The following is a 25,148-nucleotide window of genomic DNA, read 5'->3' on the forward strand; positions in this document are numbered from 1 at the left end:
TTCTATCATCTATGAGGTTACGCTTGTTTCCTTACAAAGGTGCGCTCAGGCGTCCTCGGCGCCGGCAACGGTTGCCTCACCTAGCCTGTCCTGTTACCGGCGCTGCGCTATTCGCGGCTCAGGGACATACCCTGCCATTAACAACATTAAGCAAAGGAGGCCTTTTCCCTATGCCCAATATTTTGACGGGCCAGTTCCAGGCTCAAGGGTTAAAATTCGGCATCGTCGTCAGCCGTTTCAACGAGTTTATTACTACAAAGCTCCTCGACGGAGCTTTGGATGCCCTACTACGCCACGGCGCCGATCCGGCGGCAATTGACGTGGCTTGGGTGCCGGGAGCCTTTGAAATCCCTCTCGCGGCCCAAAAAATGGCGGCCCGGGGTTATGACGCCGTTATCTGCCTGGGCGCCGTCATCCGCGGCGCCACTCCCCATTTTGAATATGTGGCCGCCGAGGTCACCAAGGGCGTTGCCCAGGTGGGGCTAAACAGCGGCATTCCCGTTATTTACGGCTTGATTACTGCCGATACCATCGAGCAGGCCGTCGAGCGGGCCGGTACAAAGGCCGGCAATAAAGGTTTCGACGCCGCCATGGCGGCCATGGAAATGGCCAATCTCTTTAAAACTATGGCTGGGCAGGGGTAGAAGATGCGCATAGGAATCATAAGCGACACCCACGGCGACGGGGCCGCTTGGGAACAGGCCCTGGCCAACTGTTTTCGGAATGTGGACATGATAGTTCACGCCGGCGACGTCCTTTACCACGGTCCCCGCAACCCCATTGTGGCTACCTATGCCCCCAAAGATCTGGCGACCCTTATTAAAGAAGCGTCCGTACCCCTTTTAATCGCCCGGGGTAATTGCGACGCGGAAGTTGATAGTATGGTTTTAAATCTTCCCCTCATGGAACAGGTAGTCGTCCAAATGGGCAGGCGCCGTCTTGTGGCCCAGCACGGCCATCGTTTGGTCGCAGGCGATGCCGAACAGCTGGCCGCATATTACCAGGCGGATCTCTGGATAAGCGGCCATACCCATGTGGCTAGGCTCATCGCCTCCCAGGGACGTCTCTTCGTCAATCCCGGCAGTCCAAGTTTGCCCCACAGCGGCCCCCTGGGAAACATCAAGACGGTGGCATTGGCCGATGAAGAAGGGGTGAAAATTCTGGCTGTGGCAACCGGGGAAGTTCTGCAGGAGATGGCCTGGCCGCAAAAGTAAATATAATGATAGAAGGATAAAACCCGGGGTTTGTACCCCGGGTTTATTTAAATACTTTTATACCCCTCATACCGCCCGTTGAACCTTGCCTGAGCGCAGGCAACGGGTGCATACATAGACCTTTTTCGGCGTCCCGTTTAGAAGGACTTTTACCCGTTGGAGATTGGGCGACCACGTGCGCTTAGTCTTAATATTGGAGTGGCTGACTTGGTTGCCGGTGGTAGTCTTTTTGCCGCAGATGCTGCAGACGGCCATTTGTTTCACCTCGCTTTTCTCCCTACGGGCGATATTTTACCAGAGAAAGGCTCATAAGGCAAGGAGGGAACGCCTTCAGTCCTGTTGAAATAATAAAAAAGGGGTGGTGATTCTTGCAATGAACGGCGAAAAAAAAGCCAGGGTCGTTCACCTGCAGATAACGCCGGAACTTGCCGTACTTGAAGTGCTGCAGGCATATCCTGAAGTGCGCCAGGTGTTTTCCCGCTATGGTATGGGCTGCCTGGAGTGCATGGGAGCTGTCAATGAAACCATAGCCGACTGTGCCCGTAGCCACGGGGTTAACCTGGAAGAACTGTTGCAGGATTTAAATAGAGCTATCGGGACCCGGAGATGAGGCTGAATGGATAAACGTTCGGTTGCAGCGTTAAAATATGTGGGGACCCAAAGGGCAGTACGTCTTAAAAAGCTGGGCATAAAGACCGTCGGTGATCTTCTCTGGTACTTTCCCCGCCGCTATGAAGACCGGCGCCTGTTGAAGGGTCTGGCAACACTGGTTCCCGGGGAAAAAGCCACCGTCAGGGTAATGATAAAAGGCTGGGAAGAAAGGGAAGTCCGTCCCAACCTCCGTCTCCTCCGCGCCCTCGTCGAAGACGGAGAGGGAAGGGGTTATGCCCTTTGGTTCAACCAGCCTTTCGTAAGACGCCGCCTGAAATTAGGCGGCGAAGTCTTCCTTACGGGAAAGGTTAACTATCATAATTTCCTTCCTGAAATTCAGGTTACCGACTATGAAGTGGCGGGAAGCGGGGAAGACGGCCTGCATGCGGGGCGCATCGTCCCGTTCTACCCCCTTACTGGCGGTCTGAGCCAGCGCTGGCTCCGGCTGATTGTACACCAGGCTTTAAAGGAAACAGCAGGGAAGATACCGGAAATACTGCCTCCCTCTTTATGCACACGATACCGTCTTATTCCGCGCTGCCGGGCCCTGGAGTACATCCACTTCCCCCCCGACCCCGCCGCCCTCCACCAGGCCCGGCGACGTCTTAAATATGAAGAGTTGCTGATCTGGGAGCTGGCTTTAGTTTTGAGCCGCCGGGAACGGGAAGACGGCCGTCCGGGAATTGCCCATACCCGGGACAACGAGATGGTGCGGCGCTTTATCGCCGCACTGCCTTTTAACCTTACCGGGGCCCAGGAACGGGTGCTAGGCGAGATTCTGGCGGATATGGAAAAGCCGCGGCCTATGGCCCGCCTCCTTCAGGGCGACGTAGGGTCGGGCAAAACGGTGGTGGCGGCAGCGGCCATGGTGAAGGCGGTGGGGGGAGGATGGCAGGCAGCCTTAATGGCCCCTACCGAGGTCCTGGCCGAACAGCACGGCCGCACCCTGCATCGCCTCCTGGCGCCTTTGGGAATACCGGTTGCCGTATTGACGGGCAACACCCCGCGCGCCGAACGCGAAGCAATTCTGTCCGGACTGATTACCGGTCGGCTGCCCTTGGTAGTGGGCACCCATACTCTGATTCAGGAAAATGTGGACTTTAAGGCCCTGGGACTGGTGGTCATCGACGAGCAGCACCGTTTCGGCGTAGGACAGCGGGCCGCCCTCCAGGCCAAGGGTGATGCACCTGACCTGCTGGTCATGACGGCTACGCCCATCCCCCGCACACTGGCCCTGGCAATCTACGGTGATCTGGAGATATCTCTCCTGGACGAGATGCCGCCGGGAAGACAGCCAGTTACTACATATGTATTAACGGAAAAACAGCGCGCAAAGGCCTACCAGCTGATCCGCAAGGAAATTGCCAGGGGGCATCAGGCCTACGTAATCTGTCCTCTGATCGATGAAAGCGAAGGGATAGCGGCGGAAGCCGCCACCGCCATGTATCAAAAGCTTAAGGAAGAAGTGTTTCCGGAATATAAGATAGGCCTGCTCCACGGTCGCCTGAAACCATCCGTCAAGGAAGAGGTAATGGAGTCTTTTCGTAGGGGTGACCTCGCTGTCCTGGTGGCGACGACCGTCGTTGAGGTGGGCGTAGATGTGCCCAACGCCACGGTGATGCTGATCGAGGGGGCGGAAAGGTTGGGGCTGGCCCAGCTCCACCAGCTGCGGGGCCGGGTGGGGCGCGGTCCGGGGACGTCCTATTGTCTCCTAATGGCCGGAAACGATGGAGCGGCCCGGGAAAGGCTTAAGATATTGGCCACAAATAGTGACGGGTTTGCCATTGCCGAAGCTGATCTGCGCCTCAGGGGACCAGGGGAATTTTTCGGCACCCGCCAGCACGGACTGCCAGAATTTCGCCTGGCGACCCTTCCCGATGACCTTCGTATTCTGGAACATGCCCGCGAAGACGCCCATAGAATTTGCCAGGAAAACCTGTGGCAGCAGCCGGAGTATTACGGCCTTTATCTGGCGGCGAAGGAAAAAATGGATGAACTGAAATTATAATGGAATTATTTAACATAAAAACAGGGCATGTTTTAAAGGGAAAGGGGCTATAATAGATTTAAAAATTAACCGGAGGTGGGAGGATGCAGGTGGAAAAGGGAGAGCATTCCTTGCTGGCATATTTCCCCAGCAGCACCAAGGCCCAGGAAGCCGTAAGCGCCTTGAAGGCTGCGGGGATAACCACGGTCCAGTTTGATCGTGTGGGCCGTTTCGGCACCCGCTATAACGATCGGTATAACAATCCCCTGGCCAGCCAGGGCAATACCATTACCGGCCTAACCCAGTATTCTGCCGACGTCAATCCTGGAGTGAAGACCGATACCAGGGCCCTGCTGGCCGCCGATCCCGCCGTCAGCGGCATAGGTCTTAAGGAATACGGCGTCGCCGGGAATAAAGGTTTTTTGGTAACGGTGGTGACTACGGCTTCCCGCGTAAAGGAAGCACGGGAAATCCTTGAAGCCCATGGCGCCATGTTATAATCAAAAAAATCAAAATATAGCTTCTCAGCCAAATACTACTAAGCATAAAAAAGGGCCGCCGGCTCATACTAAGAATGCACAAAGGAAAAGGAGGTGAAACTGAATGCCGCGTGGAGGAAGGACCAACAGGCTCCTCATTCCCCAGGCCCGCAGCCAAATGGAAAGGTTCAAACAGGAAGTGGCCAACGAGCTGGGGATTACCAATTACGACGGCTATCTGGGTGACCTGCCCTCCAAGGTTAACGGTTCTGTAGGGGGGCTCATGGTAAAAAAGATGATCGCTGCTTATGAGCAGACCCTGAGCAATCAGGCAGCCGGCGGCCTTGGTGGTGCTGACGTTGAACTGGGTGCCGCCCAGAACGTTACCGGTCGGATCAGCGGGCCCAACCCCGCCTATAATGCCGGTGGCCAGAAGCTAAATATCAATGCCCAACAGTACAACCCCGGTGGTCTGGGCGGTTTGACCCAGTAACGACCGGAGTTATTCTCAAAGATGGCGGGTTTTTCCCGCCATCTTTATTAATGTAAAGGCACGGCAGCACCTGCCTGAAGCAGAGTATTATGCAGGGTTCTATTAAGGGCATTGCCAATTACCCAGGCCAAATTATGGACGAGGTCGTCTATCTCTTTAGGGGTGACCGTAAGATTCCCGCCGAAGGGCGCCAGGACGTTGCGCGCGAGATTTTGAGCCATGATCTGGTCGAGGTTTATATTTGTTCCCGGAAACGCCTGCTGGAGCTGATTTAAGACTTCATAGATTATAACTCCGGCATGGACGACGGTGGGTATACCGATGGCAATAACAGGAATGCCCATGGTTTCAATATTAATGCCGGTACGTTTATTTCCTACCCCCGATCCCGGGTTAATACCGGTATCCGTAATTTGGATGCTGCTGCCGATGCGGCCTAGGTCACCGGCGGCTAGGGCGTCAATGGCGATTAAAATCCGCGGCCGGGTTTTTTCGACGACCCCCCTTAATATCTCCGCGGTTTCAATGCCCGTAGTTCCGAGTACGCCGGGGGCCAGGGCGCTGACCGGACGTGTACCCGGAGGCAGGTTTTGCGGCGCAAACTTTAACAGGTGTCTGGTAACCGTAAATTGATTAACCACTTTGGGACCCAGGGAGTCCGGCGTTGCTTCCCAGTTGCCCAGCCCCACTACCAGCACGGGGTCGCTGGGGCCGATCTGCCATTTTTGTAATAGAACGCCCAGTTTTTGTGCCAAGAGGGAAGCAATTTCCTCGTGGACCGGCGGATTTTCATAGCGCAGGGCCGGAGCATCAATGGTTATGTAAGTTCCCTGGGGTTTACCCATAGCTTGGGCGCCGGCGGCGTTAAAAATGGTGATTGTGGTGACGGTGGCGTTGGCATATTTCTCTTTGTCTTCCCGAACGCCTGGAACCTCTTGCCGTGTTGCTCCCCTGAGAAGATCATGGGCTTCAACGGCCAGATCGAGGACGACGCCTGTCAGGCGGTAAAATTCGGCGCGTTCCACTTTTGTTTTCACCCCTTTTAGACCCTGTCTTCAGGTTAACCATATTAAGAAAAATTATGCATGCGACAGGAAATGTTAAAGGAAATGTTGAATATTTGCCCTTGGGGAAGGTGAGACTGATGGAAGTAAAATGTGCCCTCTGCGGCCGTAAAGAGGAAATTACCAAGGTACATAAAGATTACCGCCGGTTGGCGAAGGATAAAAATGCAGTTTATACCTGCGAAATCTGCCGCGCCCGGTTGCGCTACCAGGCCCTGCAGACCCAGAAACCCGAAAAACCTTTATAAGAGACAATTGACAGCGAAAAAACTATATAGTATAATCTTAGCCGAGGAGGGAAAAAAGATGGAAATTCGCATTAGCCCCAAAGCCGAGCAATATATCAAAGAGAAATCCGATACCATTACTATTAAATTAGAAATGTGCGGCGGTTGAGCCGGGATATCCATTCGACCTGCCGTGCATGCAGGTGCGCCGGCCGATGTGAAAAACTTTATTTTACAGCAGGTAAACGGTTTAAAGGTATATCTTCAGAAAGGGATAAAGGCCTCCCGCGGTCTTGATGTGGAGCTCGTGGGTTTTGGCCCCTTTAAACAACTGGTAGTCGATGGTGTCCAAAATTATTAAGATTTGTGGAGGGAAAGAAAAATGAGCAAAGCCATTAATGTTGACGGCAGTGCCTTTGAAGCCGAGGTTCTGTCGGCACCGTTACCGGTGGTGGTCGATTTTTGGGCGGCCTGGTGCGGTCCTTGCCGGATGATGGCCCCGGTGCTGGATCAACTGGCCGAAGACTATGCCGGCAATGTAAAATTCACCAAGGTTAACGTTGATGAAAACCAGGAATTGGCGGCCCGTTACGGTATTATGAGTATTCCCACCCTTGTCATCTTTAAGGACGGCCGGGAAGTGGGGCGAGTCATCGGCTATATGCCCAAGGATAAACTCAAGGAGCAGTTGGACGCGGCCATAAATTAATGTTTCCCCTATGAACGGAGAGGTGTTATGGCCCGCCGTGCCTATATTGACGTTGCACGCTGTGACGGGTATGAAGGTTGCCCGGCTATGCAGATTTGCCCAACTAAATCTTTTTTACGTGAAGAGAAGGATGAACCCTGGTTTATTGGTCCGACCTGTCTTGGGTGCGGCCGCTGTGTAATGGCCTGCGACAGGCAGGCCATCCGTTTAGTTTAGCAAGGGTCACCGGTTATAAATTACCGGGACCCTTGTTTTTTATTTTAACAAAGCAGGCTTTAATTAAATTGCGTCGAACTAAATACAATAAAGGGGGATTGGGCAAATGCTCCAAAAAGTCCGGGTAGAAGACAGCGTGGGTACGGTGCTGGCCCACGATCTCACAAAAATAGTCCCGGGAGAATTTAAGGGGCGACGCTTTAAGAAAGGACATATTATTCAGGCGGAAGACATCCCCGAGCTGCTGCGCATGGGTAAAGAACACCTTTATGTACTGGCCCTGGGGCCGGACGAGGTGCATGAAGACGAGGCTGCAATTCGCCTGGCAAGGGCGGTAGCGGGCGACGGCGATCACGGCCTGGAGTTTAGCGAACCCCAGGAGGGAAAAGTAAATATAATCGCCACCAGGGACGGCCTGTTAAAGATAAACCTGGCAGTCCTGGAGGAGGTGAATAACAGGCCGGACGTCATCCTGGCCACCCTGCACAACAACTATCCGGTGAGGGCGGGCCAGGTGGTGGCCGGTACACGGCTCATTCCCCTGGTAGGGCCGCGGGCGGAGATTGAAAGGATAGAGGAAGTCTGCCGCCGGGCCGGGGGGATCATCCGGGTGGCGCCCTACCGCCGGCTGCGGGTCGGTCTGATCACCACCGGCAACGAGGTTTACAAAGGGCGGATAAAGGACGCCTTTGGCCCTGTGGTTAGGGCCAAGATTGCCGCCTATGGTTCTGAGGTGGTGCGGGAAGAGGTCGTCCCTGATGATGCCGAAGCAATACGGCAGGCCATCGCCACCATGATAGCCGCCGGCATGGAAATGGTGGTGCTAACGGGGGGTATGTCGGTAGATCCCGACGACGTGACGCCGGAAGGCATTCGCCGCAGCGGGGCGGAAGTCGTCACCTACGGCGCTCCGGTGCTGCCGGGGGCCATGTTTATGCTGGCCTACCTGGGGGAGGTGCCGGTTATGGGCCTGCCGGGTTGCGTCATGTATTACCGGGCGACGATTTTTGATCTAGTGTTGCCGCGGGTTTTGGCGGGGGAAAGGCTTACGCGCAAAGATATAGCCGGGCTGGCGGCCGGGGGCCTCTGTCAGGGCTGCCCCCAGTGCCGCTACCCGGCCTGTGCCTTCGGTAAAGGATAACTCTCCTTAGCTTTCCCGGTAGTCGAAAACGCGCCGGGTTTTCTTTTCGCTGCGCGGCAGGCTCCCCAAAGGTACTGCTTCAACGTCGGCTAGGATGCCGATGCGGTTTTTAATCTGCCGCTGGCATTCGGCGGCAACCATCTCGCCTTCATGGCCGGGGAGATATTCGATCTTTACCAGCATTCGGTCTTTACCGTGCTCCCGGGTAAGGATAAGCTGATATTCGCTCCCGGCTCCGGGTGTGAGCTGCAAAACATGATCAATCTGTCCCGGATAAATATTAACGCCTTTAATTTTTACCATGTCGTCGGTGCGGCCCAGGACGCGCTCGATCATGGGGAAGGGGGAGCCGCATGAACAGGCTTCGACCTTCAAACACGTAAGATCATGGGTGCGGTAGCGCAGCAGGGGCATGCCTTCTTTAGTGAGGGTTGTTATCACCAGTTCCCCCATTTCACCTGGCGGCAGCTGCCGGCCTGTTGCCGGGTCAATAACCTCCAGGAGCAGATGGTCGGTAAAGATATGGATGCCTTCATGGGCGGGGCAGTCCAGGCCGATGCCGGGACCATAGATTTCCGTTAGCCCGTAAATGTCAAAGGTTTCAATGCCTAAAAGCTCCTCGATGCGGCGGCGCATTTTTTCACCCCACCGCTCCGAACCGAATAAGCCTACCCTCAGGGCCAGTCGATCACGCAGGCCGCGGCGTTCGATTTCTTCGCCCAGAAAAAGGGCGTAAGAAGCGGTCGCCGTTAAAACGGTAGCCTGAAGGTCGATGAGCATTTCCAGCTGCTTTTCCGTATTGCCGGGACCGGTGGGGATGGCCATGGCTCCCAGGCGTTCAACGCCTGCCTGAAAACCTATGCCTGCCGTCCACAGGCCGTAACCAGGTGTAATCTGTACCCGATCGCGGTTGGTCACGCCGGCCATGGCCAGACAGCGGGCCATCATTTCCGCCCAGGCGGCGACATCACCGGCGGTATAAGGGATGATTATGGGTTTACCCGTTGTACCGGATGATGAATGGATGCGAATAACCTTTTCTTCCGGAACGGCCATAAGCTCTAAGGGCCTGCCGTTACGGAGCTCCCATTTATCGGTTAAGGGAACGGCCTCCAGATCGGCCGCCGTCCGGATGTCACCGGGGCGTATACCGGCATCCGTAAGTTTTTTGCGGTAATAGGGCGAACTGTCAAAGAGGCGCTGCACCAGGGCCTGCAGGGCCGGTGCCTGCTGTCGATAAAGGCCTTCGTAATCAAACTGAGCCATGTTTTACACCTCCAGGGCGCGCCGGCCCAATGCAAAGGCCCGGCGGTTTATATCGTGAACGCGCGGTGGAAGAAGATTTAAGGCCTCATTAAGGAGCAACTCCGCCGGGAAGGGTAAACCGAGATTGGCCAGTGCGCCGAGCATAACTATGTTCAGGGCACGGGGACTGCCGGCTTTAACGGCAAGATCCAGGGCGTCAAAGGAGTAACATGCGGGCACGTTTCTCCGCAGGTAAGTCAGAATATCTTCCAGGGGATAAGGAGTGCTGCCTAAGGCGGCCAGAACCGGTATAATCGGAGACGTAGACACCAGGGCTTTGCCGCCGGGACGCAGATACTTCAAGTTACGGCAGGCCTCGGCGGGTTCCAGGGCAAGAAGAACGTCGGCGGAACCTAAGGGTATTAAGGGACCGCCTTCAGCAAGGCCCAGGCGTACATGGCTGACGACGCTGCCCTCCCGCTGGGCCATGCCGATGGTTTCGGCCGTCCGAACCGGCAGCCCGGCCTTTACGGCCGCACTCGCCAGGGCCCGGGAGGCGAGGATTATACCCTGGCCGCCGACACCGGCAATAAGGATATCCACCTTATTCCACCTCCTCAATGGCCGCTGTCGGGCAAATTTGAGCACAGAGGCCGCATCCGGTGCACGTCGCGTTGATGGTCACCCCGTGGTCAGTCGGCACCAATGCCGGACAGCCCAGCTCGTTGATACAGGTACGGCAATCAATACAGGCCTCCGGATTGACCCGGCAGCGGGTGGAGGGTTTTGCCATCTGGGGACAGGGGTGACGCAGTATTACCACCGAGGGTCCTTCGGCGGCCAGTGCCCTTCGAGCCGCTGCCATGGTGGCTTCCAGATCCATGGGATCGGCGGTTATGACCGTTTCGACGCCGCAGGCCTCGACTACCCGGCCTATATCGACGGCCACTCTGCCGCCTTCTGCGGCCAGTCCGGGGTGAGACTGATGGCCCGTCATGGCCGTTGTCTCATTATCGAGGACGACTACTGTCAGGCGAACTCTCTGGTGGACGGCGTTGACCAGAGGAGGCAGGCCGGCATGGAAAAAGGTAGAATCTCCGATAAAGGCCACAAGTCGGGTACCGGGTTGAACGCGGGCCAGACCCTGGGCCAGCCCCAGGCTTGCTCCCATACAAAGGCAGGTATCCATGGCCTTTAAAGGAGGTGCCGCACCGAGGGTATAGCAGCCAATGTCGCCGGTAAAGATGACGTCCAAGTCCCTGGCGGCCTGTTTAAAGGCATAGAATGAGCCACGATGGGGGCAGCCGGCGCAGAAGAGGGGAGGACGCGCCGGCAAGGGCGGCGGGGGAGGTAAGGCGGCTGCAGCGGCGTTTTGTTCCAGATTTAAGAAACGGGCAATGGCCGTAGCTACCTTCTCGACGTTAAATTCCCCTTCCCGGGGCAGAAGGCCGTCATGCTTACCTGATATTTCCACAGACAGATGGTGGCGCCAGGCAAGGCTGATTACCTGTTCCTCAATTACTGGTTCCTGCTCTTCGACGACGAGGATTTTTTCCATCCGGCGCAAAAAGTCCTTGACGGGTTCTTCCGGCAGTGGGTAGGGCGTCCCGATTTTCAATACCGACAGTTTTAGCCCCAGACGTCTTAAAGCTTCCAGCACGTAAAAATAGGAAGGTCCGCCCGCAATGACTCCTATAGGCCCTTCCAGGTGGGCCTTATTGAAGGAGGTGGCCGCAAATTCGGCCCTGGCCCGTTCCTGCTGTCCGTTCAACCAAACATGCTGGCGGGCGGACAGGGAGGGCATAATCACCCACCGGGGATCCTTAACAAAACCCGGCACCGGCGGCCGCGGCGGGATGTCGCCCACCTCGACTTCCTGGCAGGCGTGGCTGACCCGGGTTGTTGGACGGACGATAACGGGCAGATTTAAGGTCTCCGATAGAGTAAAGGCATATTTGGTCATTTCGTAGGCTTCCTGGGGGCAGGAAGGGTCCAGGACGGGCAATTTGGCAAAGCGGGCAAAAAGACGGGTATCCTGCTCCGTCTGGGAGCTGTGGGGACCGGGGTCGTCGGCCACTACCAGGACTAAACCGCCCTTGACGCCGATGTAGGCCAGGCTCATGACGGCGTCGACGGCGACGTTTAAACCCATTTGCTTCATGCTGGCCATGGCCCGGGCACCGGCGTAGGAAGCTCCGGCGGCAATTTCAACGGCGACCTTTTCATTGACCGACCATTCGGTGTACACCCCCGCTTCTGGACCAAAATGCATCAGGGTGGTCATGATTTCGGAAGCGGGTGTGCCGGGATATGAAGTAGCAACCCGGACGCCAGCTTCCAGGGCTCCCCGGGCGATGGCTTCATTACCCATGAGCAATACCGCCACAATTTCTCTCTCCCTTAAGATTTATGCTTTAAGGCACAAAAAACCGGGCCGCAGCCCGGTCATAGCTTTCCTGCTATCCTCGGCTCTGCTAGCACTAGGCTAACTTAACTAACTAACTAAACTCAAAGCTAAAAACCTTTTTTAAGAGTATAACATAATGTCCGGCGGGAATCTAGCGGAAAATAAAAAAGTGCCGTTCCCTTACGGAACGGCAGAGTGAGGCCGCCGGTGGGTGACCGGCGGCTTGGGAGAGGAGAAACCGGAGGAAGAGCTCATGGGGGAGGGTTAATAAAATAACCCTAAGCTCTTCACGGTAAACCTGTTAAAGCAGGTTTACCAGTAAATATTATTGCTGCCCGTAGGAGAGTTTATACATGGGAAGGAAAATTTTTGTGTTATAATAAGTTCAACGAAGGTGTTTTTTATGTTAAGAATCATTGCCGGTCAGGCCCGCGGGCAGCGCCTGCGTACCCCTAAAGGCTCTGGCACCCGCCCTACCAGTGAGCGGGTACGGGAAGCCCTTTTTAACATTTTGGGCCCGCGGGTAATAGAAGCATTGTTTCTCGACCTTTTTGCCGGAAGCGGGGCGGTGGGCCTGGAAGCCTTAAGCCGGGGGGCGAAGGAGGCCTTTTTTATAGAACACGACCGCCGTGCCCTGTCATGCTTGAAGGCCAACTTGCAGGCAACGGGCTTTAACGACAGGGCCCACATCCTGGCCATGGATGTACGCCGGGCCCTGGCGGAGCTGCGGCGACGGGACCTGGTTTTCGACCTAATTTTTGTTGATCCCCCCTACCGGATGGGTTGGGGCGATATAATCCTACCGGCGATTGTACCCCTTGTTTTACCGGCAGGCTTGGTAATCATGGAAACAGCAGCGGTTGAAGCGGTACCGGAAAACGCCGATATGAAATTGACGTGTAGACGGATTTACGGCGACACGGCATTAAACTTTTATCAGAGGGTAGGAGGGCTGGCTGATGGAGTTTCTGAGCCTGATTGAAGAGATGGAAAAATTGATTGAAAAAAGTCCCCATATCCCCTTTACCGGCAGGGTTTTTCTCGACGGCGACCTGTTCCTCGATTATTTGGACCGGCTGCGGACGGCCCTGCCTGAGGAAGTACGTCAGGCCCAGTGGATTCGTCAGGAAAAGGAGCGCCTGCTGGAAGAAGCCCGGCAGAAAGCCGCGACCCTATTGGCGGATGCGGAAAAACGGGCGGAGATGCTGGCCGGCGAAAACGAACTGGTACGTAAGGCCCGTGCCCAGGCTACTGAAATTATAGGGCGGGCCCGGCATTTGGCAGACGAAATGAAAGCCGGGGCATTGAGCTATGCCGACGGCCTTTTGGAAAAGCTGGAGGAGAGTTTAAATCAGGCCCTCGCCCAGGTACGTTTAGGACGCCAGGAGCTTAAATCTTATCCTGCGGGGGGAGCGGCGGCCCCGGAAGCTGCGGCGACGGCTCCGAAATTAGAGAATCAAGAACGGCGATAAAGGAAGTAACGGGCGCCAAAGCCCAGGGCGGCCAGGCAGAATAGAAGGAGCAAGATGGTTAAAGCAAACCCCGTATAATACCACCATAAAGTAAAAAACGTCACCCGGGAAAAGGCAAGGGCGTCGGGAGCGAGGGCCTGAAGAACGGGACGGACCGGTCCTTGACAGAAGCGGACAAGGAGGGCTGCCAGGCAGCCGTGGAGAAAACGGGCGGTGAGGAAGGGTCCCAGGCGTAAATCGGTGTGGCTGATCATGGCCGCCACCTGGCCGCATATGGACAGTCCAGCCCATCCCATAATGATGCTGACGGCGGTCAGTTGTTCGGTTAACGGGACGGCGGCTTCCGTGGCCAATTTGGTGCCCATGGTCATTTCGAAAAGGCCGGCGGCCAGGGCACGGCAGGTATCCCGGCTCAGGCCGAAGGGGTGAAAGAGGAAAAAGAGGAGCCGCGATATGGGTGCCAGGAGGCCGAGAATTGTCGCCACCTGGATGATCACGCTGAATAAGATTATAAAACCACCGATTGTAATCAAAGTCATAAAAGAACGGGTGACGGAATCGCCTATAAGCTGCCCCAGGGGGCGGCCGTCCTTTCGCTGGGCCTGAAGCATGGCCTGCCAGGCGCGGTGGGGTAAGGCAAGGAGATTGTAACTGGCCGGAGGTGAGGCTTGACGACGGTAACCGTAAAAACGAAATAAGATGCCGAGAAAGAAATTGGCGCCGTAGTGGGCTCCGGCCAGGATGGGTCCCAGGGAGGGTTCCTGGAGCATACCTACGGCCACCGCTCCCAGCATGAAGAGGGGGCTGGCATTGTTGGTAAAACAGATCAGCCTTTCCCCTTCCACCCTGGTAATAAGGCCCTGCTGACGCAGCTGGGCGGTAAGCATGGCGCTGATGGGCGCACCGGAAGTGTAACCCATGGCCATAATGAAGGCACCGCTTCCCGGTACATTAAAAAGGGGGCGCATAATCGGTTCCAGAAGAACCCCTAAAAAATGAACGACGCCGAGCCCCATAAAAAGCTGGGAGATAATAAAAAAGGGAAGGAGGGCCGGCACTACTATTTCCCACCATGCTTTCAAGCCCTGCAGGGCCGCCTGAAAAACCTGCTGGGGAAATAGAACGATAGCAAAGGCAAGAATCGTTACGGCGGCAACTGCAAGTAAAGGGCCCATTCCCCGGACGATGAAAATCAAATGGCGGCGCACTGCGGTCACCCCTGAGGGACGTCCTGTTATGCAATATACGCTGCCGTGTGGAATTTAGAAGCAAAAAACATGTGATTAAAATTACAAAAGTTAATTGACTTTTATATTAGCTCGTACGTACTATATTGTTAACGACAAAATTAATGGAGGTATTTTAAATTGAAGATCCTCGTTTTAAACTGCGGCAGTTCTTCAGTAAAATACCAGCTTTTCGATATGCAGCGGGAGGAAGTGATGGCCCGGGGACTGGTGGAAAGAATCGGCATCACCGGTTCGATGCTGACCCACCGCCCCGCAGGTAGAGAAAAATTAGTGCGGGAAACAGAAATACCCGATCATAAAGTAGCCATCCGCCTCTGCCTGGAAGCTTTAACCGATTCCCAATGGGGCGTTATAAAAGACTATAAGGAAATAAGCGCCGTAGGCCACAGGATAGTCCACGGCGGCACTTTTCCCAGCGCGGTATTGGTCAATGATTCTACGAAAAAAGCCATTGCCGAGCTGGAAGCCCTGGCGCCTTTACATAACGGGCCGGCCCTCCGCGGCATCGAGGCCTGCGAGGCCATCCTTCCCGGTACTCCCCAGGTGACGGTTTTTGACACCGCCTTTCACCAGAGTATGCCGGACTATGCCTATACCTACAGCTTGCCTTATGAGCTATGCAAAAAATATCTCATCCGGCGTTATGGTGCCCACGGCACTTCCCACCATTATGTAGCCCTGCGGGCTGCGGAACTGGTTGGTAAGCCCTTGAATGAACTCAAAGTGATTACCTGCCACTTGGGCAACGGCTCCAGTATTACCGCCATCAAGAACGGCAAATCCTGGGATACCAGCATGGGTTTCACCCCTCTGGCCGGCCTGACCATGGGCACCCGCTGCGGCGATATCGACCCGGCCATCGTTACTTTTCTAATGGAAAAAGAAGGCCTGACGCCCGGGGAAATGGATGAACTCATGAACCGTCGCTCGGGGGTCCTTGGTGTTTCGGGTTTGAGCAGCGATTTTCGCGATATCGAAGCGGCCATGGACGAAGGAAATGAACGAGCGCGCCTGGCCTGGGATATTTTTGTCCATACGGCCAAAAAATACATCGGCGCCTATACGGCGGTGTTGAACGGCCTGGACGTTCTGGTATTCACCGCCGGCCTGGGAGAAAACTCCCCAAGGGCTAGGGAAGCCATCTGTCGGGATATGGATTACCTTGGAATCAAAATCGATGCCGCTAAAAACCAGGTCCGGGGACAGGAAAGGGAAATTACCGCCCCGGGCGCCAGGGTGCGTACCTTCGTCATACCTACCAATGAGGAGCTGATGATCGCCAGGGAAACCCTGGCCCTGCTTTAGAAACCTTTTGCCCGGGAAGTCCTTTGCGGTTGACAGGTAGACGGCCTTTCCGGTATAATCAACAGGGTGAATGTGGTGAAAATTGGCGTCGGCGATTTAAAGGCCAGGCCGGGTGGTGAAATAGAATTTAAAGGCCAGGAGAAATGGTCCCGTTTAGCCACCGCCGCCGGCAGTGTACCTGTCATTGCACCGGTGCGTGTGACCGGCAAGGTTACCAATACAGGTAAGACCCTCCTTGTAGAAGGTCAGGTGGCGACGACCCTGGAATTGACGTGCGATCGCTGCCTGGAGAAATACAGGTATCCCTTAGTGGCGGCCCTGGAAGAAGAGTACGGAAGTACAAAGACCCCGGGCGAGGAGGGGACGGGAATTGGTGAAGAGACCGGGGTGCGGCCTTTGGTCGGTGATTTTATTGATTTAAAACCGGCGATGGAAGAAGCCCTCCTCCTGGCCATCCCGATGAAATGGCTCTGCCGGGAAAACTGCCGGGGTCTGTGTCCCCACTGCGGACGCAACTTAAATGAAGGCCTGTGTCAATGCGATACACGAACGCTGGATCCGCGTCTGGCCGTGCTAGAAGAATTGCTGCGCGAAAGGGAAGGAGAGAGTTAGATTGGGAGTACCTAAAAGAAGAGTATCCAAAGCCCGGAAGAATAAACGCCGTTCTATCTGGAGTCAGATGCAGCCCCCTGCACTGGTGGAATGCCCCCAGTGTCACCAGCTGAAGTTAAACCACCGGGTTTGCCCCAAGTGCGGCTATTATAAGGGGCGGGAAGTTATTAAAGTAGCGGAACAGTAAAGTACGATACAACGTCGGCCGGCAATAATTGCCGGTTTTTTTACTTGCATAAATCTACCATAATCGTTATACTAAAACTATGGCCTGGTAATATTAATTGGTACCAGGTTCGAGGTGATAATTTTGGGCCGCCGAAGTAATAAAGAAGAGCGTCAGGAAGCCCTTCGCCGTTACCTGCGCATCAACCCCTTTGCCACCGATGAAGAGCTGGCGGAGAAATTTAAAGTGAGCGTTCCCACCATAAGGCTCGACCGCCTGGCCCTGGGGATTCCTGAAGTCCGGGAGCGTATTATGGCCATGGCGCGGGAGGCCAGGACGCGCGTCCGCGGCGTGACGACGGAAGATATAGTGGGAGAACTGGTGGAACTGCAACCCGGGTCTTTAGGAATATCCATTTTGGAGATTACGCCCCAGATGCTGGTACAGCCGGCAGGGGTCGCCCGCGGCCATTATCTTTTCGCCCAGGCCCACACCTTGGCCCTGGCGACTGTAGGCGCCGAAGTCGTTCTTACCAGCAGTGCCCGGGTACGCTACCGACGTTCGGTGTATGCGGGTGAACGTGTTGTGGCCAGAGCCATGGTAAAGGTTAAAAAAGGCAACGCCTGCCTGGTGTCGGTACATTCCCGGGTAAACGGCGAAATCGTCTTTAAAGGCCAGTTTATTATTATAACACCGTAAGGCAACATTTTTTACGGAGGCGGGAGTAATTGCAAATTGCCGTTGACGCCATGGGGGGCGATCACGCACCAGGGGAAATCGTCCGGGGAGCGGTGGAAGCCGCCAGGGAAAGGATCGCCGATATTATTTTGGTCGGCGATCAGAGGGTGCTGGAACCGGAACTGAACCCCCTGCATCCCCCCGCCAATATTGACATCGTCCACACCGAACAGGTTGTAGCCATGGACGAACAGCCGGCCCTGGCTTTACGGCGCAAGCGGGATGCTTCCATCATGGTTGCCACCCGTCTTGTGAAGGAAGGACGGGCGGCGGCCGTTGTTTCCGCGGGTAGCACCGGCGCCCAGATGGCGGCAGCCCTCCTGGTTCTGGGCCGCAGCGGTAAAATCCAGCGGCCAGCCATCGCCACCCTGATTCCCACCTTGAAAGGGCCGAAACTTTTGCTCGACGCCGGGGCTAATGTCGACTGCCGGCCGGAACACCTCTTAGAGTTTGCCATGATGGGCAATGTTTATGCTGCCAGGGTAATGGGCATCCGCGAGCCCCGGGTGGGGCTTCTCAACATAGGAACAGAAGCATGTAAAGGCAATGAGCAGACTTTAGGTGCCTTTAACATGTTGAAGGCTGCGAACTTAAATTTTATCGGCAATATTGAAGGCCGGGACATTTTCACCGGCGACACGGACGTCATCGTGTGCGACGGTTTTGTAGGTAACGTGCTTTTAAAATTTGGCGAAGGAATGGCCCAGGCCCTTTTTACGATGATCGCCGGAGAAGTGAAAAAAACCCTCAGGGCCAAAATCGGGGCGGCCCTCGTACTCCCGGCTTTGCGTGCATTGAAAAAACAGGTGGATTATACAGAATACGGCGGCGCGCCGCTATTGGGCGTACAGGGAGTGAGCATTATCTGCCATGGCAGCTCCAACGCCCGTGCCATCAAAAACGCCATCAAGGTTGCCGTCCGCTGCGTCGAAGAGGGCCTGGTGACGGGATTGGGGCAGCTGCCCGGCGTGAACACAGGGGAGGAGGTAATTCAATGCCGGCCCTGTTGAGGCCCGTGGGTATTGTCGGCACCGGTTCCTGCCTGCCGGAACGCATCCTTACCAATGCGGAACTAGAACAAATGGTGGACACTAGCGATGAATGGATACGTACCCGGACCGGTATTCGGGAAAGGAGAATAGCTGACGGAAATACGGCCGCTTCCGATCTCGCCGTTCCGGCGGCGGAGAGGGCCCTGGAGGCAGCCGGGGTAACGGCAAAAGCAGTTGACCTCATTATCGTCGCCACCGTAACCCCGGATAACCTTTTTCCCGCCACGGCCTGCCTGGTTCAGGAACGCCTGGGTATAAAAGGAGCCGCCGCCTTCGATTTGTCGGCCGGCTGCAGCGGTTTTATCTACGCCCTGGGGGCCGCCGCCCAGTTTATTGCCAGCGGTATATATGAAACGGCCCTGGTGATCGGCGTCGAGGTTTTAAGCAAGATTATCAACTGGCAGGACCGCAGTACCTGTGTCCTTTTCGGCGACGGTGCGGGGGCCGTCGTCCTTAAGGCCGTAAATCCAGGGGAAGGGCTTTTGGGCCTGTACCTGGGGGCCGACGGAGGCGGCGCTTCCCTTCTAACCCTTCCCGCCGGGGGATCGCGTCTGCCCGCCAGTCCCACTACCGTCGCCGAGGGACTGCACACCATTCATATGAACGGCCCGGAGGTATTTAAATTTGCCGTACGGGTGATGGGAGAGGCCTCCCTTAAGGCCCTGGCGCAGGCGGGTCTGAAGAAAGAAGACGTCGATTTTTTAATTCCCCACCAGGCCAATATGCGCATCATTGAAGCGGCCACCAAACGCTTAGGACTGTCACGGGAAAAGGTATACGTCAACCTCGACCGTTATGGTAATATGTCCAGCGCTTCCATTCCGGTGGCCTTAGATGAAGCCTACCGGGAAGGCCGTTTAAAACCCGGCGATAAAATAGTGCTGGTGGCCTTCGGCGCCGGTCTGACGTGGGGGGCCGCCGTATTGTCCTGGAATCTGGCAGGACCGGAAAGGAGGGGAGAATAATGTTAAAGACCGTGATCTGCGACCTCCTGGGGATAACTTATCCCATAATCCAGGGAGGGATGGCCTGGGTGGCCACCGGCGAGCTGGCGGCTGCCGTGTCCGCCGCTGGGGGGCTAGGCATTATCGGAGCCGGCAACGCGCCGCCGGAAGTAGTCCGCCGGGAAATAGCCAAAGTACGGGAACGGACGGACCGTCCCTTCGGCGTCAATATTTACTATATGTCACCCTATGTAGAAGAACTGATAGACCTGGTATGCGCAGAAAAGGTGCCGGTAGTTACCACCGGAGCCGGTAACCCCGGAAAACACCTGCCGAAACTAAAGGAAGCCGGGGTGAAGGTCATCCCCGTGGTGGCCTCCGTAGCCCTGGCCAAGAGGTTGGAGCGTTTGGGGGTCGACGCCCTGGTGGCCGAGGGGATGGAATGTGGCGGCCACATTGGGGAAATAGCCACCATGCCCCTGGTGCCCCAGATCGTCGATGCCGTACATATACCGGTAATCGCCGCCGGCGGTATAGCCGACGGCCGCGGCCTGGCGGCGGCCCTGGCCCTGGGCGCGGCAGGGGTGCAGATGGGCACCCGCTTTATCTGCGCTGAGGAATGCACCGTCCACCCCAACTATAAAAACGCCGTGTTGAAAGCCGGGGATCGGGACGCCGTCGTCACGGGTATGCCGGGACACTATGTCCGGGTGTTGAAAAATAAGCTGACCCGTCAGTTTGAAGAACTGGCCGCCAGGGGAGCTTCCTGGGAGGAGATGGACCGCCTGGGTGCCGGCAAGCTGCGGGCGGCGGTGGAAGGCGATGCGGAGTACGGGTCCCTTATGGCTGGCCAGAGCGCGGCCTTGGTGCGGGAAATCAAACCTGCGGCAGCGATAATCGAAGAAGTGGTGGCCGAAGCAGAAGAGATCATCTCCCGCCTGAGCAAACTGGTGAGGTAAAAATATCCGCGGCGATATTTGCGCGAAGCCGCAAGCAGGTGGCTATTATAGTTGGGATATGTCCCGGAGTCGCGAATAGTGGACCCATCCATTAGGGCCAGGCGCCCGTTCCAAGAACAAGGAAAATGGAGGCTGAACAAGGGGCTGGGGAGTACAGGCGGAAGGCGACTTGGATCGAGGCGTCAGCAAACTCAGCGAAGCTGCAGCGAGGCGGCGGTGAACGGGATGGGGATCGTGACGTAATCTTAGGAACCAAGAGTTACATTCCCTGCCGCGATTCTCCAAAGAGATAAAGCCAAGCCACCCCCGCCGCCGAGCAAAGCTGAGCGCTAAGTTTGCTAGCCGAGAACCATCGGAGCCTGGAGCCTGTACCCCCCAGCCCGAAGAAGCTAGAGTGCGGATCAACCAGTAGTCGCCATTCTGGCAGAACTTTATCTTCGGAGGAATTTTTTATGCCAGGTATAGTCTTTGTCTTTCCCGGTCAGGGATCCCAGTATGTAGGTATGGGGCGGGAGTTGGCCGACCGGTATCCTGAAGCGGCGGCCGTGTTCCAGGAGGCGGAAGCCGCCTTGGGCCGGCCCCTGGCGCGCCTCTGTTTTAACGGACCAGCAGAAGAGCTGACGCTTACGGAAAACACCCAACCGGCGGTGCTGACGGTAAGCGTGGCCTGCTACCGCGTTTTGCAGGCCCACGGCGTCGTCCCGGCGGCTGTGGCCGGGCACAGCCTGGGAGAGTACAGCGCCCTGGTGGCGGCCGGCAGTCTAACCTTTGCCGAGGCGGTTAAACTGGTAGCCAAGCGGGCACAGCTCATGGCCACAGCCGTGCCCGCCGGGCAGGGAGGAATGGCGGCGGTTTTGGGCCTGGACGCCGAGAAAGTGGTCACCCTCTGCCGGGAAGTAAAGGAAGGCACGGTCGAGGCGGCAAATTTTAACGCCCCGGGCCAGGTGGTGGTCGCCGGGGATCGCCAGGGGCTTTCCTCCCTAACGCGCCTGGCAAAGGAAGCAGGAGCTAAGCGGGTAATTCCTTTGCAGGTCAGCGGCCCCTTCCATTCCAGCCTCATGGCGCCGGCCGCACGGGAACTGGCCGATGTATTACAAAAAGTACCCCTTGCCGATCCCGTGGTACCCCTGGTAAGCAACGTAACGGCCGATTACGTTTATACGGCAGCCGCAGTCAGGGAAAACCTGGTGAAACAGGTGGCCAGCCCGGTACGCTGGGAGGAGGGTATCCGCCGTCTGGTGGAAGACGGTTACCATACCTTTGTCGAGGTGGGTCCCGGCAATGTATTGAGCGGGCTGATCAAACGCATCGACCGTCGGGCCGTCGTCGGTCAGGTGGAAAATATAGAAACCCTGGAGAAAACCCTTGCTTTACTGCAGGAGGCCAAATAAAATGGAATTGCAGGAACAGGTAGCCATAGTCACCGGGGCTTCCCGGGGAATCGGCCGGGCTGCGGCCATGGCCCTGGCGGGGGCCGGTGCCAGGGTGGTGGTAAATTACGTCCGTCAGGCCGCGGCGGCTGAGGAGGTAGCGGCCGCCATCAAAGATAACGGAGGCGAGGCCATTACCGTTGCCGGCGATGTGGGCGATTATGAGGCGGCTAAAAATCTAATCCAGACTGCCGTAGAACATTTCGGCAGGCTGGATATTCTCGTCAATAACGCCGGGATTGCCCGGGACGGCCTTGCCGCCCGCTTAAAACCGGAAGATTGGGAGGCCGTTCTCCGTACCAATTTGACGGGCGTATTCAACTGCTGTCAGGCAGCTTTAAAACCCATGCTGCGGCAGCGTTACGGCCGGATTATCAATGTCACTTCGGTTGTTGGGTTGCGCGGCAATGCCGGGCAGGTGAATTATGCCGCCGCCAAGGCCGGGATCATCGGTTTTACCAAATCCCTGGCTAAAGAGGTGGCTTCCCGGGGTATCCTGGTTAATGCCGTGGCTCCCGGGTTTATCGCCACGGAAATGACGGCGGTTCTCCAGGAAGGGTTAAAGGAAGAATTTTACCGCCATATCCCCCTGGGGCGATCCGGCACACCCGAGGAAATCGCCGACGTTATTCTCTTTCTGGCATCGCCGGCGTCCCGTTACATCACCGGTCAAGTCATAGTTGTTGACGGCGGCTTGACACTAACCCTTTAGGAGGATTGAACTTAAGGGAAGGAGGTGAGGCCTGTGGATGTCTTTGAAAAGATCAGGTCTATAGTGGCCGAACAGCTGGGGGTCGAGGAAGACGAAATCACCATGGAGACGTCCTTTGAAGATTTAAATGCCGATTCCCTGGACATCGTGGAACTCATCATGGCTCTGGAAGAAGAATTCGATCTGGAGATTCCAGATGAGGATGCCGAAAAACTCACGACTGTAGGGGCCGCAGTGGCCTATATCAAAGAACATACCAGCAAATAAAAAACAAAAAAGGAGGTCCCGTACCATAACGGGACTTCCCTTATAGAATGGGGGATAGCTTTGCCGCAACGTGTCGTCATCACCGGTCTGGGAGCCATCACCCCTGTAGGTACGGGCAAGGACAATTTCTGGCAGGCCCTGGTGGCGGGCAAGTCGGGCATCGGCCCCATTACCCGCTTTGACGCCGGTGAAATGCCCGTTCGCTTTGCCGGTGAAGTAAAAGATTTTGATCCCGGTTTGTTCTTTGACCGTAAGGAAGCCCGGCGTATGGATCGTTTTGCCCAGTATGCGGTAGCGGCGGCCCGCATGGCGGTAGAAGACGCCAAACTCGACCTGGAAAGGGAAGATCGCGACCGGATAGGGGTTATCTTTGCCACCGGCATCGGCGGCATGGAAACCTTTGAAGAGCAGACCAGGGTCCTTATGGAAAAGGGTCCCAACCGTGTCAGCCCCTTTTTCGTTCCCATGATGATCGCTAACATGGCCGCGGGACAAATATCTATTCATTTAGGCGTCCGCGGGGTAAACTTTACGGTAGTCAATGCCTGCGCCTCCGGAGCCAATGCCATCGGCGAGGCCTTCCGCACCCTGCAGCGGGGCGATGCCGATGTGATAATCACCGGGGGCAGCGAGGCCAGCGTGACACCCCTGACGGTTGCCGGCTTTGCGGCCATGAAAGCCCTGTCCACCCGCAATGATGCGCCGGAAAGGGCCAGCCGTCCTTTTGACAGAGGACGCGACGGTTTTGTCCTCGGTGAAGGTGCGGGAGTGATGGTTCTGGAAACCCTGGAACACGCCGTCGCCCGGGGTGCCGCCATTTATGCAGAGATTGTAGGATATGGCTGCACAGCAGACGCCTACCATATCACGGCGCCCGCTCCCGACGGAGCGGCGGCGAGTCGGGCCATGACTTTGGCCCTGGAGGATGCGGGGTTGAAGCCGGAAGAAATAGATTACATCAACGCCCATGGTACCTCTACCGAGCTTAACGACCGCCAGGAAACCCTGGCCATTAAGAAGGTTTTCGGTGAACATGCTTACAGGCTGGCCATCAGCTCCACCAAGTCCATGACGGGGCATCTTCTGGGGGCCGCCGGAGCAGTGGAGCTCGTGGCCACGGCCCTTACCGTCCATACCGGCGTCATTCACCCGACTATTAATTATGAAGAGCCTGATCCTGAGTGCGATCTGGATTACGTACCCAATGCAGCCAGGCAGCAGGAGATACGCGCGGCTATATCCAATTCCTTCGGCTTTGGCGGGCATAACGTAACCATAGCCCTGCGAAGAATATAACGGAGGTTTTCCATTGGACGACAACAGATGGGAGCAGCTACGGCATTTTTGCCGGCGTTTTCAACTGGAAATTGACGAGCTGGACGGACTCAATACAGCCCTGATCCATCCTACTTATGCATATGAACACCACTTACCCAGTAACAATCAGCGGATGGAATTTTTGGGAGATGCCGTTCTGGGCCTCGTTATCGCCACCTATCTTTACCTGGAATTTCCGGATTTACCGGAAGGCGATTTGACCAGAATGCGGGCGGCCATTGTCTGTGAAGGCAGCCTGGCCAAAGTGGCCAGGGAAATCGGCTTAAGCGACTTGCTCCTTTTGGGCCAGGGGGAGGAAAACAGCGGTGGTCGGCAGCGTTCCTCCAACCTGGCCGACGCCCTGGAGGCGGTCATCGGCAGCCTTTATCTATCCGGAGGAATAGAAACGGCCCGGAAGTTCATCCTTCAGGTTTTTGCTCCGGTATTAAAAATACTAAAAGATAAAAGCGTCATTGACAGCAAATCGGCCCTTCAGGAGTTGATCCAAAAGCGCGGCCCGGAAAATGTAACTTATAAGATTCTGGAAGAATGGGGGCCGGACCACGCCAAACAATATAAAGCCGGTGTATTCTATCAAAATCGCCTTCTGGCCACCGGGGAAGGGCGCAGTAAAAAAGAAGCTGAACAGGAAGCCGCCAGAGCTGCACTGGCACTAATAAAAATCCAGGAATAATGGGCAATTTAATTTATTCAGTCCATTCTTTCAGGAAGGAATTGGTGGCTTCCATGTCGAATAAGATATGGGTTCAATGGGGGGTAAAGATAGGGAGGAGGAAGCAATGGAGGTTCTAAAAGTTTCGGCCCAGTCCAATCCTAAATCCGTAGCTGGTGCCCTGGCAGCTGTATTCCGTCAGTACGGCAAGGCCGAGGTCCAGGCCGTAGGCGCCGGAGCCGTCAACCAGGCCGTCAAGGCCATAGCCATCGCCCGGGGGTTTATAGCCCCCAATGGTATTGATTTAGTAATGATACCGGCCTTTACAGAAATTAATATCAACGGGGAAGAAAGAACGGCGATAAAATTTATCGTTGAGCCGCGATAATTCTTCAAACCCAACTGCTCTCTGAGCAGT

General features: G+C 56.0%; 32 protein-coding genes. 26 read left to right on the forward strand and 6 right to left on the reverse strand.

Features of this window, described 5'->3' with window-relative positions; genetic code table 11:
* The first annotated feature begins 170 nt into the window (after positions 1-170).
* Together ribH and yfcE are read left to right on the forward strand one after the other, a co-directional pair.
* A complete protein-coding gene (gene ribH, locus MHFGQ_RS04845) occupies positions 171-644 on the forward strand; it encodes a 6,7-dimethyl-8-ribityllumazine synthase (RefSeq protein WP_106006398.1) in 474 nt (157 codons plus the stop codon).
* A 3-nt stretch (positions 645-647) separates the two neighbouring features.
* Entirely contained in the window at positions 648-1,214 is a 567-nt protein-coding gene (gene yfcE / locus MHFGQ_RS04850; protein ID WP_106006397.1) for a phosphodiesterase, read from the forward strand.
* A 66-nt stretch (positions 1,215-1,280) separates the two neighbouring features.
* On the opposite strand, the gene rpmB is transcribed toward yfcE, so the two are convergent.
* Positions 1,281-1,469 carry a 50S ribosomal protein L28 gene (gene rpmB, locus MHFGQ_RS04855; RefSeq protein WP_106006424.1) on the reverse strand — a complete coding sequence of 63 codons (189 nt, stop codon included), beginning with the start codon at positions 1,467-1,469 and terminating at the stop codon, positions 1,281-1,283.
* 118 nt (positions 1,470-1,587) lie between these two features.
* Here rpmB and MHFGQ_RS04860 point away from each other — a divergent pair, with 118 nt between their 5' ends.
* From MHFGQ_RS04860 to MHFGQ_RS04875, 4 genes are all read left to right on the forward strand, one after another.
* Positions 1,588-1,824 carry a DUF1858 domain-containing protein gene (locus tag MHFGQ_RS04860; RefSeq protein ID WP_106006396.1) on the forward strand — a complete coding sequence of 79 codons (237 nt, stop codon included), beginning with the start codon at positions 1,588-1,590 and terminating at the stop codon, positions 1,822-1,824.
* Between the two features lie 6 nt (positions 1,825-1,830).
* Positions 1,831-3,873: an ATP-dependent DNA helicase RecG gene (recG, locus tag MHFGQ_RS04865; protein WP_106006395.1), complete on the forward strand. Its 2,043-nt coding sequence runs from the start codon at positions 1,831-1,833 to the stop codon at positions 3,871-3,873.
* Positions 3,874-3,956: 83 nt separating this feature from the next.
* Positions 3,957-4,352 (forward strand): hypothetical protein, encoded by a 396-nt coding sequence (locus MHFGQ_RS04870; RefSeq protein WP_106006394.1) that lies wholly within the window; start codon positions 3,957-3,959, stop codon positions 4,350-4,352.
* Between the two features lie 103 nt (positions 4,353-4,455).
* Complete coding sequence (locus MHFGQ_RS04875) at positions 4,456-4,824, forward strand: alpha/beta-type small acid-soluble spore protein (RefSeq protein WP_106006393.1); 369 nt, start codon at positions 4,456-4,458, stop codon at positions 4,822-4,824.
* 47 nt (positions 4,825-4,871) lie between these two features.
* Here the strand turns inward: MHFGQ_RS04875 and gpr are convergent, their stop codons facing one another.
* Positions 4,872-5,849, reverse strand: a complete 978-nt coding sequence (gpr, locus tag MHFGQ_RS04880) for a GPR endopeptidase (RefSeq protein WP_106006392.1) — start codon at positions 5,847-5,849, stop codon at positions 4,872-4,874.
* 119 nt (positions 5,850-5,968) lie between these two features.
* Between gpr and MHFGQ_RS04885 the strand changes: the two genes are divergently transcribed.
* From MHFGQ_RS04885 to MHFGQ_RS04905, 5 genes are all read left to right on the forward strand, one after another.
* Positions 5,969-6,136, forward strand: coding sequence for a DUF2197 domain-containing protein (locus tag MHFGQ_RS04885; protein ID WP_106006423.1), 168 nt, complete (start codon positions 5,969-5,971; stop codon positions 6,134-6,136).
* Positions 6,137-6,194: 58 nt separating this feature from the next.
* Positions 6,195-6,476 (forward strand): CC/Se motif family (seleno)protein, encoded by a 282-nt coding sequence (locus tag MHFGQ_RS04890; RefSeq protein WP_273176372.1) that lies wholly within the window; start codon positions 6,195-6,197, stop codon positions 6,474-6,476.
* A 21-nt stretch (positions 6,477-6,497) separates the two neighbouring features.
* Entirely contained in the window at positions 6,498-6,824 is a 327-nt protein-coding gene (gene trxA, locus MHFGQ_RS04895; RefSeq protein ID WP_106006391.1) for a thioredoxin, read from the forward strand.
* A gap of 27 nt (positions 6,825-6,851) precedes the next feature.
* A complete protein-coding gene (locus MHFGQ_RS04900; protein ID WP_106006390.1) occupies positions 6,852-7,040 on the forward strand; it encodes a hypothetical protein in 189 nt (62 codons plus the stop codon).
* A 106-nt stretch (positions 7,041-7,146) separates the two neighbouring features.
* Positions 7,147-8,181: a molybdopterin-binding protein gene (locus MHFGQ_RS04905; protein ID WP_106006389.1), complete on the forward strand. Its 1,035-nt coding sequence runs from the start codon at positions 7,147-7,149 to the stop codon at positions 8,179-8,181.
* Positions 8,182-8,187: 6 nt separating this feature from the next.
* On the opposite strand, the gene MHFGQ_RS04910 is transcribed toward MHFGQ_RS04905, so the two are convergent.
* From MHFGQ_RS04910 to iorA, 3 genes are read right to left on the reverse strand one after another with little or no spacing between them, the layout of a single operon-like run.
* Entirely contained in the window at positions 8,188-9,447 is a 1,260-nt protein-coding gene (locus tag MHFGQ_RS04910; RefSeq protein ID WP_106006388.1) for a phenylacetate--CoA ligase family protein, read from the reverse strand.
* Between the two features lie 3 nt (positions 9,448-9,450).
* The gene (locus tag MHFGQ_RS04915; protein WP_106006387.1) at positions 9,451-10,029 is read right to left on the reverse strand and encodes an indolepyruvate oxidoreductase subunit beta; all 579 of its coding nucleotides are present in this window, start codon (positions 10,027-10,029) and stop codon (positions 9,451-9,453) included.
* Position 10,030: 1 nt separating this feature from the next.
* Positions 10,031-11,812, reverse strand: a complete 1,782-nt coding sequence (gene iorA, locus MHFGQ_RS04920; protein WP_106006386.1) for an indolepyruvate ferredoxin oxidoreductase subunit alpha — start codon at positions 11,810-11,812, stop codon at positions 10,031-10,033.
* Between the two features lie 424 nt (positions 11,813-12,236).
* Here iorA and rsmD point away from each other — a divergent pair, with 424 nt between their 5' ends.
* Together rsmD and MHFGQ_RS04930 are read left to right on the forward strand one after the other, a co-directional pair.
* Positions 12,237-12,815 (forward strand): 16S rRNA (guanine(966)-N(2))-methyltransferase RsmD, encoded by a 579-nt coding sequence (rsmD, locus tag MHFGQ_RS04925; RefSeq protein WP_106006385.1) that lies wholly within the window; start codon positions 12,237-12,239, stop codon positions 12,813-12,815.
* On the forward strand, positions 12,793-13,305 hold the full coding sequence (locus MHFGQ_RS04930; RefSeq protein ID WP_106006384.1) for an ATPase: 513 nt from the start codon (positions 12,793-12,795) through the stop codon (positions 13,303-13,305). The genes rsmD and MHFGQ_RS04930 overlap by 23 nt, the downstream gene beginning before the upstream one ends.
* On the opposite strand, the gene ylbJ is transcribed toward MHFGQ_RS04930, so the two are convergent.
* Positions 13,290-14,513, reverse strand: a complete 1,224-nt coding sequence (gene ylbJ, locus MHFGQ_RS04935) for a sporulation integral membrane protein YlbJ (protein WP_106006383.1) — start codon at positions 14,511-14,513, stop codon at positions 13,290-13,292. The genes MHFGQ_RS04930 and ylbJ overlap by 16 nt on opposite strands.
* A gap of 159 nt (positions 14,514-14,672) precedes the next feature.
* Here ylbJ and MHFGQ_RS04940 point away from each other — a divergent pair, with 159 nt between their 5' ends.
* The 13 genes from MHFGQ_RS04940 to MHFGQ_RS05000 all read left to right on the forward strand — a co-directional run bounded on the left by MHFGQ_RS04940 (position 14,673) and on the right by MHFGQ_RS05000 (position 25,118).
* Positions 14,673-15,860 carry an acetate/propionate family kinase gene (locus MHFGQ_RS04940; protein ID WP_106006382.1) on the forward strand — a complete coding sequence of 396 codons (1,188 nt, stop codon included), beginning with the start codon at positions 14,673-14,675 and terminating at the stop codon, positions 15,858-15,860.
* A 75-nt stretch (positions 15,861-15,935) separates the two neighbouring features.
* Entirely contained in the window at positions 15,936-16,472 is a 537-nt protein-coding gene (locus MHFGQ_RS04945; protein ID WP_170066395.1) for a YceD family protein, read from the forward strand.
* 1 nt (position 16,473) lies between these two features.
* Entirely contained in the window at positions 16,474-16,659 is a 186-nt protein-coding gene (rpmF, locus tag MHFGQ_RS04950) for a 50S ribosomal protein L32 (RefSeq protein ID WP_106006381.1), read from the forward strand.
* 123 nt (positions 16,660-16,782) lie between these two features.
* On the forward strand, positions 16,783-17,337 hold the full coding sequence (fapR, locus tag MHFGQ_RS04955; RefSeq protein ID WP_422393013.1) for a transcription factor FapR: 555 nt from the start codon (positions 16,783-16,785) through the stop codon (positions 17,335-17,337).
* Between the two features lie 29 nt (positions 17,338-17,366).
* Positions 17,367-18,386 carry a phosphate acyltransferase PlsX gene (gene plsX / locus MHFGQ_RS04960; RefSeq protein ID WP_106006380.1) on the forward strand — a complete coding sequence of 340 codons (1,020 nt, stop codon included), beginning with the start codon at positions 17,367-17,369 and terminating at the stop codon, positions 18,384-18,386.
* Positions 18,371-19,393 carry a beta-ketoacyl-ACP synthase III gene (locus tag MHFGQ_RS04965; RefSeq protein ID WP_106006379.1) on the forward strand — a complete coding sequence of 341 codons (1,023 nt, stop codon included), beginning with the start codon at positions 18,371-18,373 and terminating at the stop codon, positions 19,391-19,393. The genes plsX and MHFGQ_RS04965 overlap by 16 nt, the downstream gene beginning before the upstream one ends.
* Positions 19,393-20,331, forward strand: coding sequence for an enoyl-[acyl-carrier-protein] reductase FabK (gene fabK, locus MHFGQ_RS04970; protein ID WP_106006378.1), 939 nt, complete (start codon positions 19,393-19,395; stop codon positions 20,329-20,331). Before MHFGQ_RS04965 ends, fabK begins: the two co-directional genes overlap by 1 nt.
* Positions 20,332-20,783: 452 nt before the next feature.
* On the forward strand, positions 20,784-21,722 hold the full coding sequence (gene fabD, locus MHFGQ_RS04975; RefSeq protein WP_106006377.1) for an ACP S-malonyltransferase: 939 nt from the start codon (positions 20,784-20,786) through the stop codon (positions 21,720-21,722).
* 1 nt (position 21,723) lies between these two features.
* Entirely contained in the window at positions 21,724-22,473 is a 750-nt protein-coding gene (gene fabG, locus MHFGQ_RS04980; protein ID WP_106006376.1) for a 3-oxoacyl-[acyl-carrier-protein] reductase, read from the forward strand.
* Positions 22,474-22,506: 33 nt separating this feature from the next.
* Positions 22,507-22,740 (forward strand): acyl carrier protein, encoded by a 234-nt coding sequence (acpP, locus tag MHFGQ_RS04985; protein WP_170066394.1) that lies wholly within the window; start codon positions 22,507-22,509, stop codon positions 22,738-22,740.
* Between the two features lie 60 nt (positions 22,741-22,800).
* Positions 22,801-24,036 (forward strand): beta-ketoacyl-ACP synthase II, encoded by a 1,236-nt coding sequence (gene fabF, locus MHFGQ_RS04990; RefSeq protein ID WP_106006374.1) that lies wholly within the window; start codon positions 22,801-22,803, stop codon positions 24,034-24,036.
* A 13-nt stretch (positions 24,037-24,049) separates the two neighbouring features.
* Positions 24,050-24,751, forward strand: a complete 702-nt coding sequence (gene rnc / locus MHFGQ_RS04995) for a ribonuclease III (RefSeq protein WP_106006373.1) — start codon at positions 24,050-24,052, stop codon at positions 24,749-24,751.
* A gap of 106 nt (positions 24,752-24,857) precedes the next feature.
* On the forward strand, positions 24,858-25,118 hold the full coding sequence (locus MHFGQ_RS05000; protein WP_106006372.1) for a stage V sporulation protein S: 261 nt from the start codon (positions 24,858-24,860) through the stop codon (positions 25,116-25,118).
* Positions 25,119-25,148 lie beyond the last annotated feature (30 nt).

The organism is Moorella humiferrea, from assembly GCF_039233145.1.
GTDB lineage: Bacteria > Bacillota > DSM-521 > Neomoorellales > Neomoorellaceae > Neomoorella > Neomoorella humiferrea.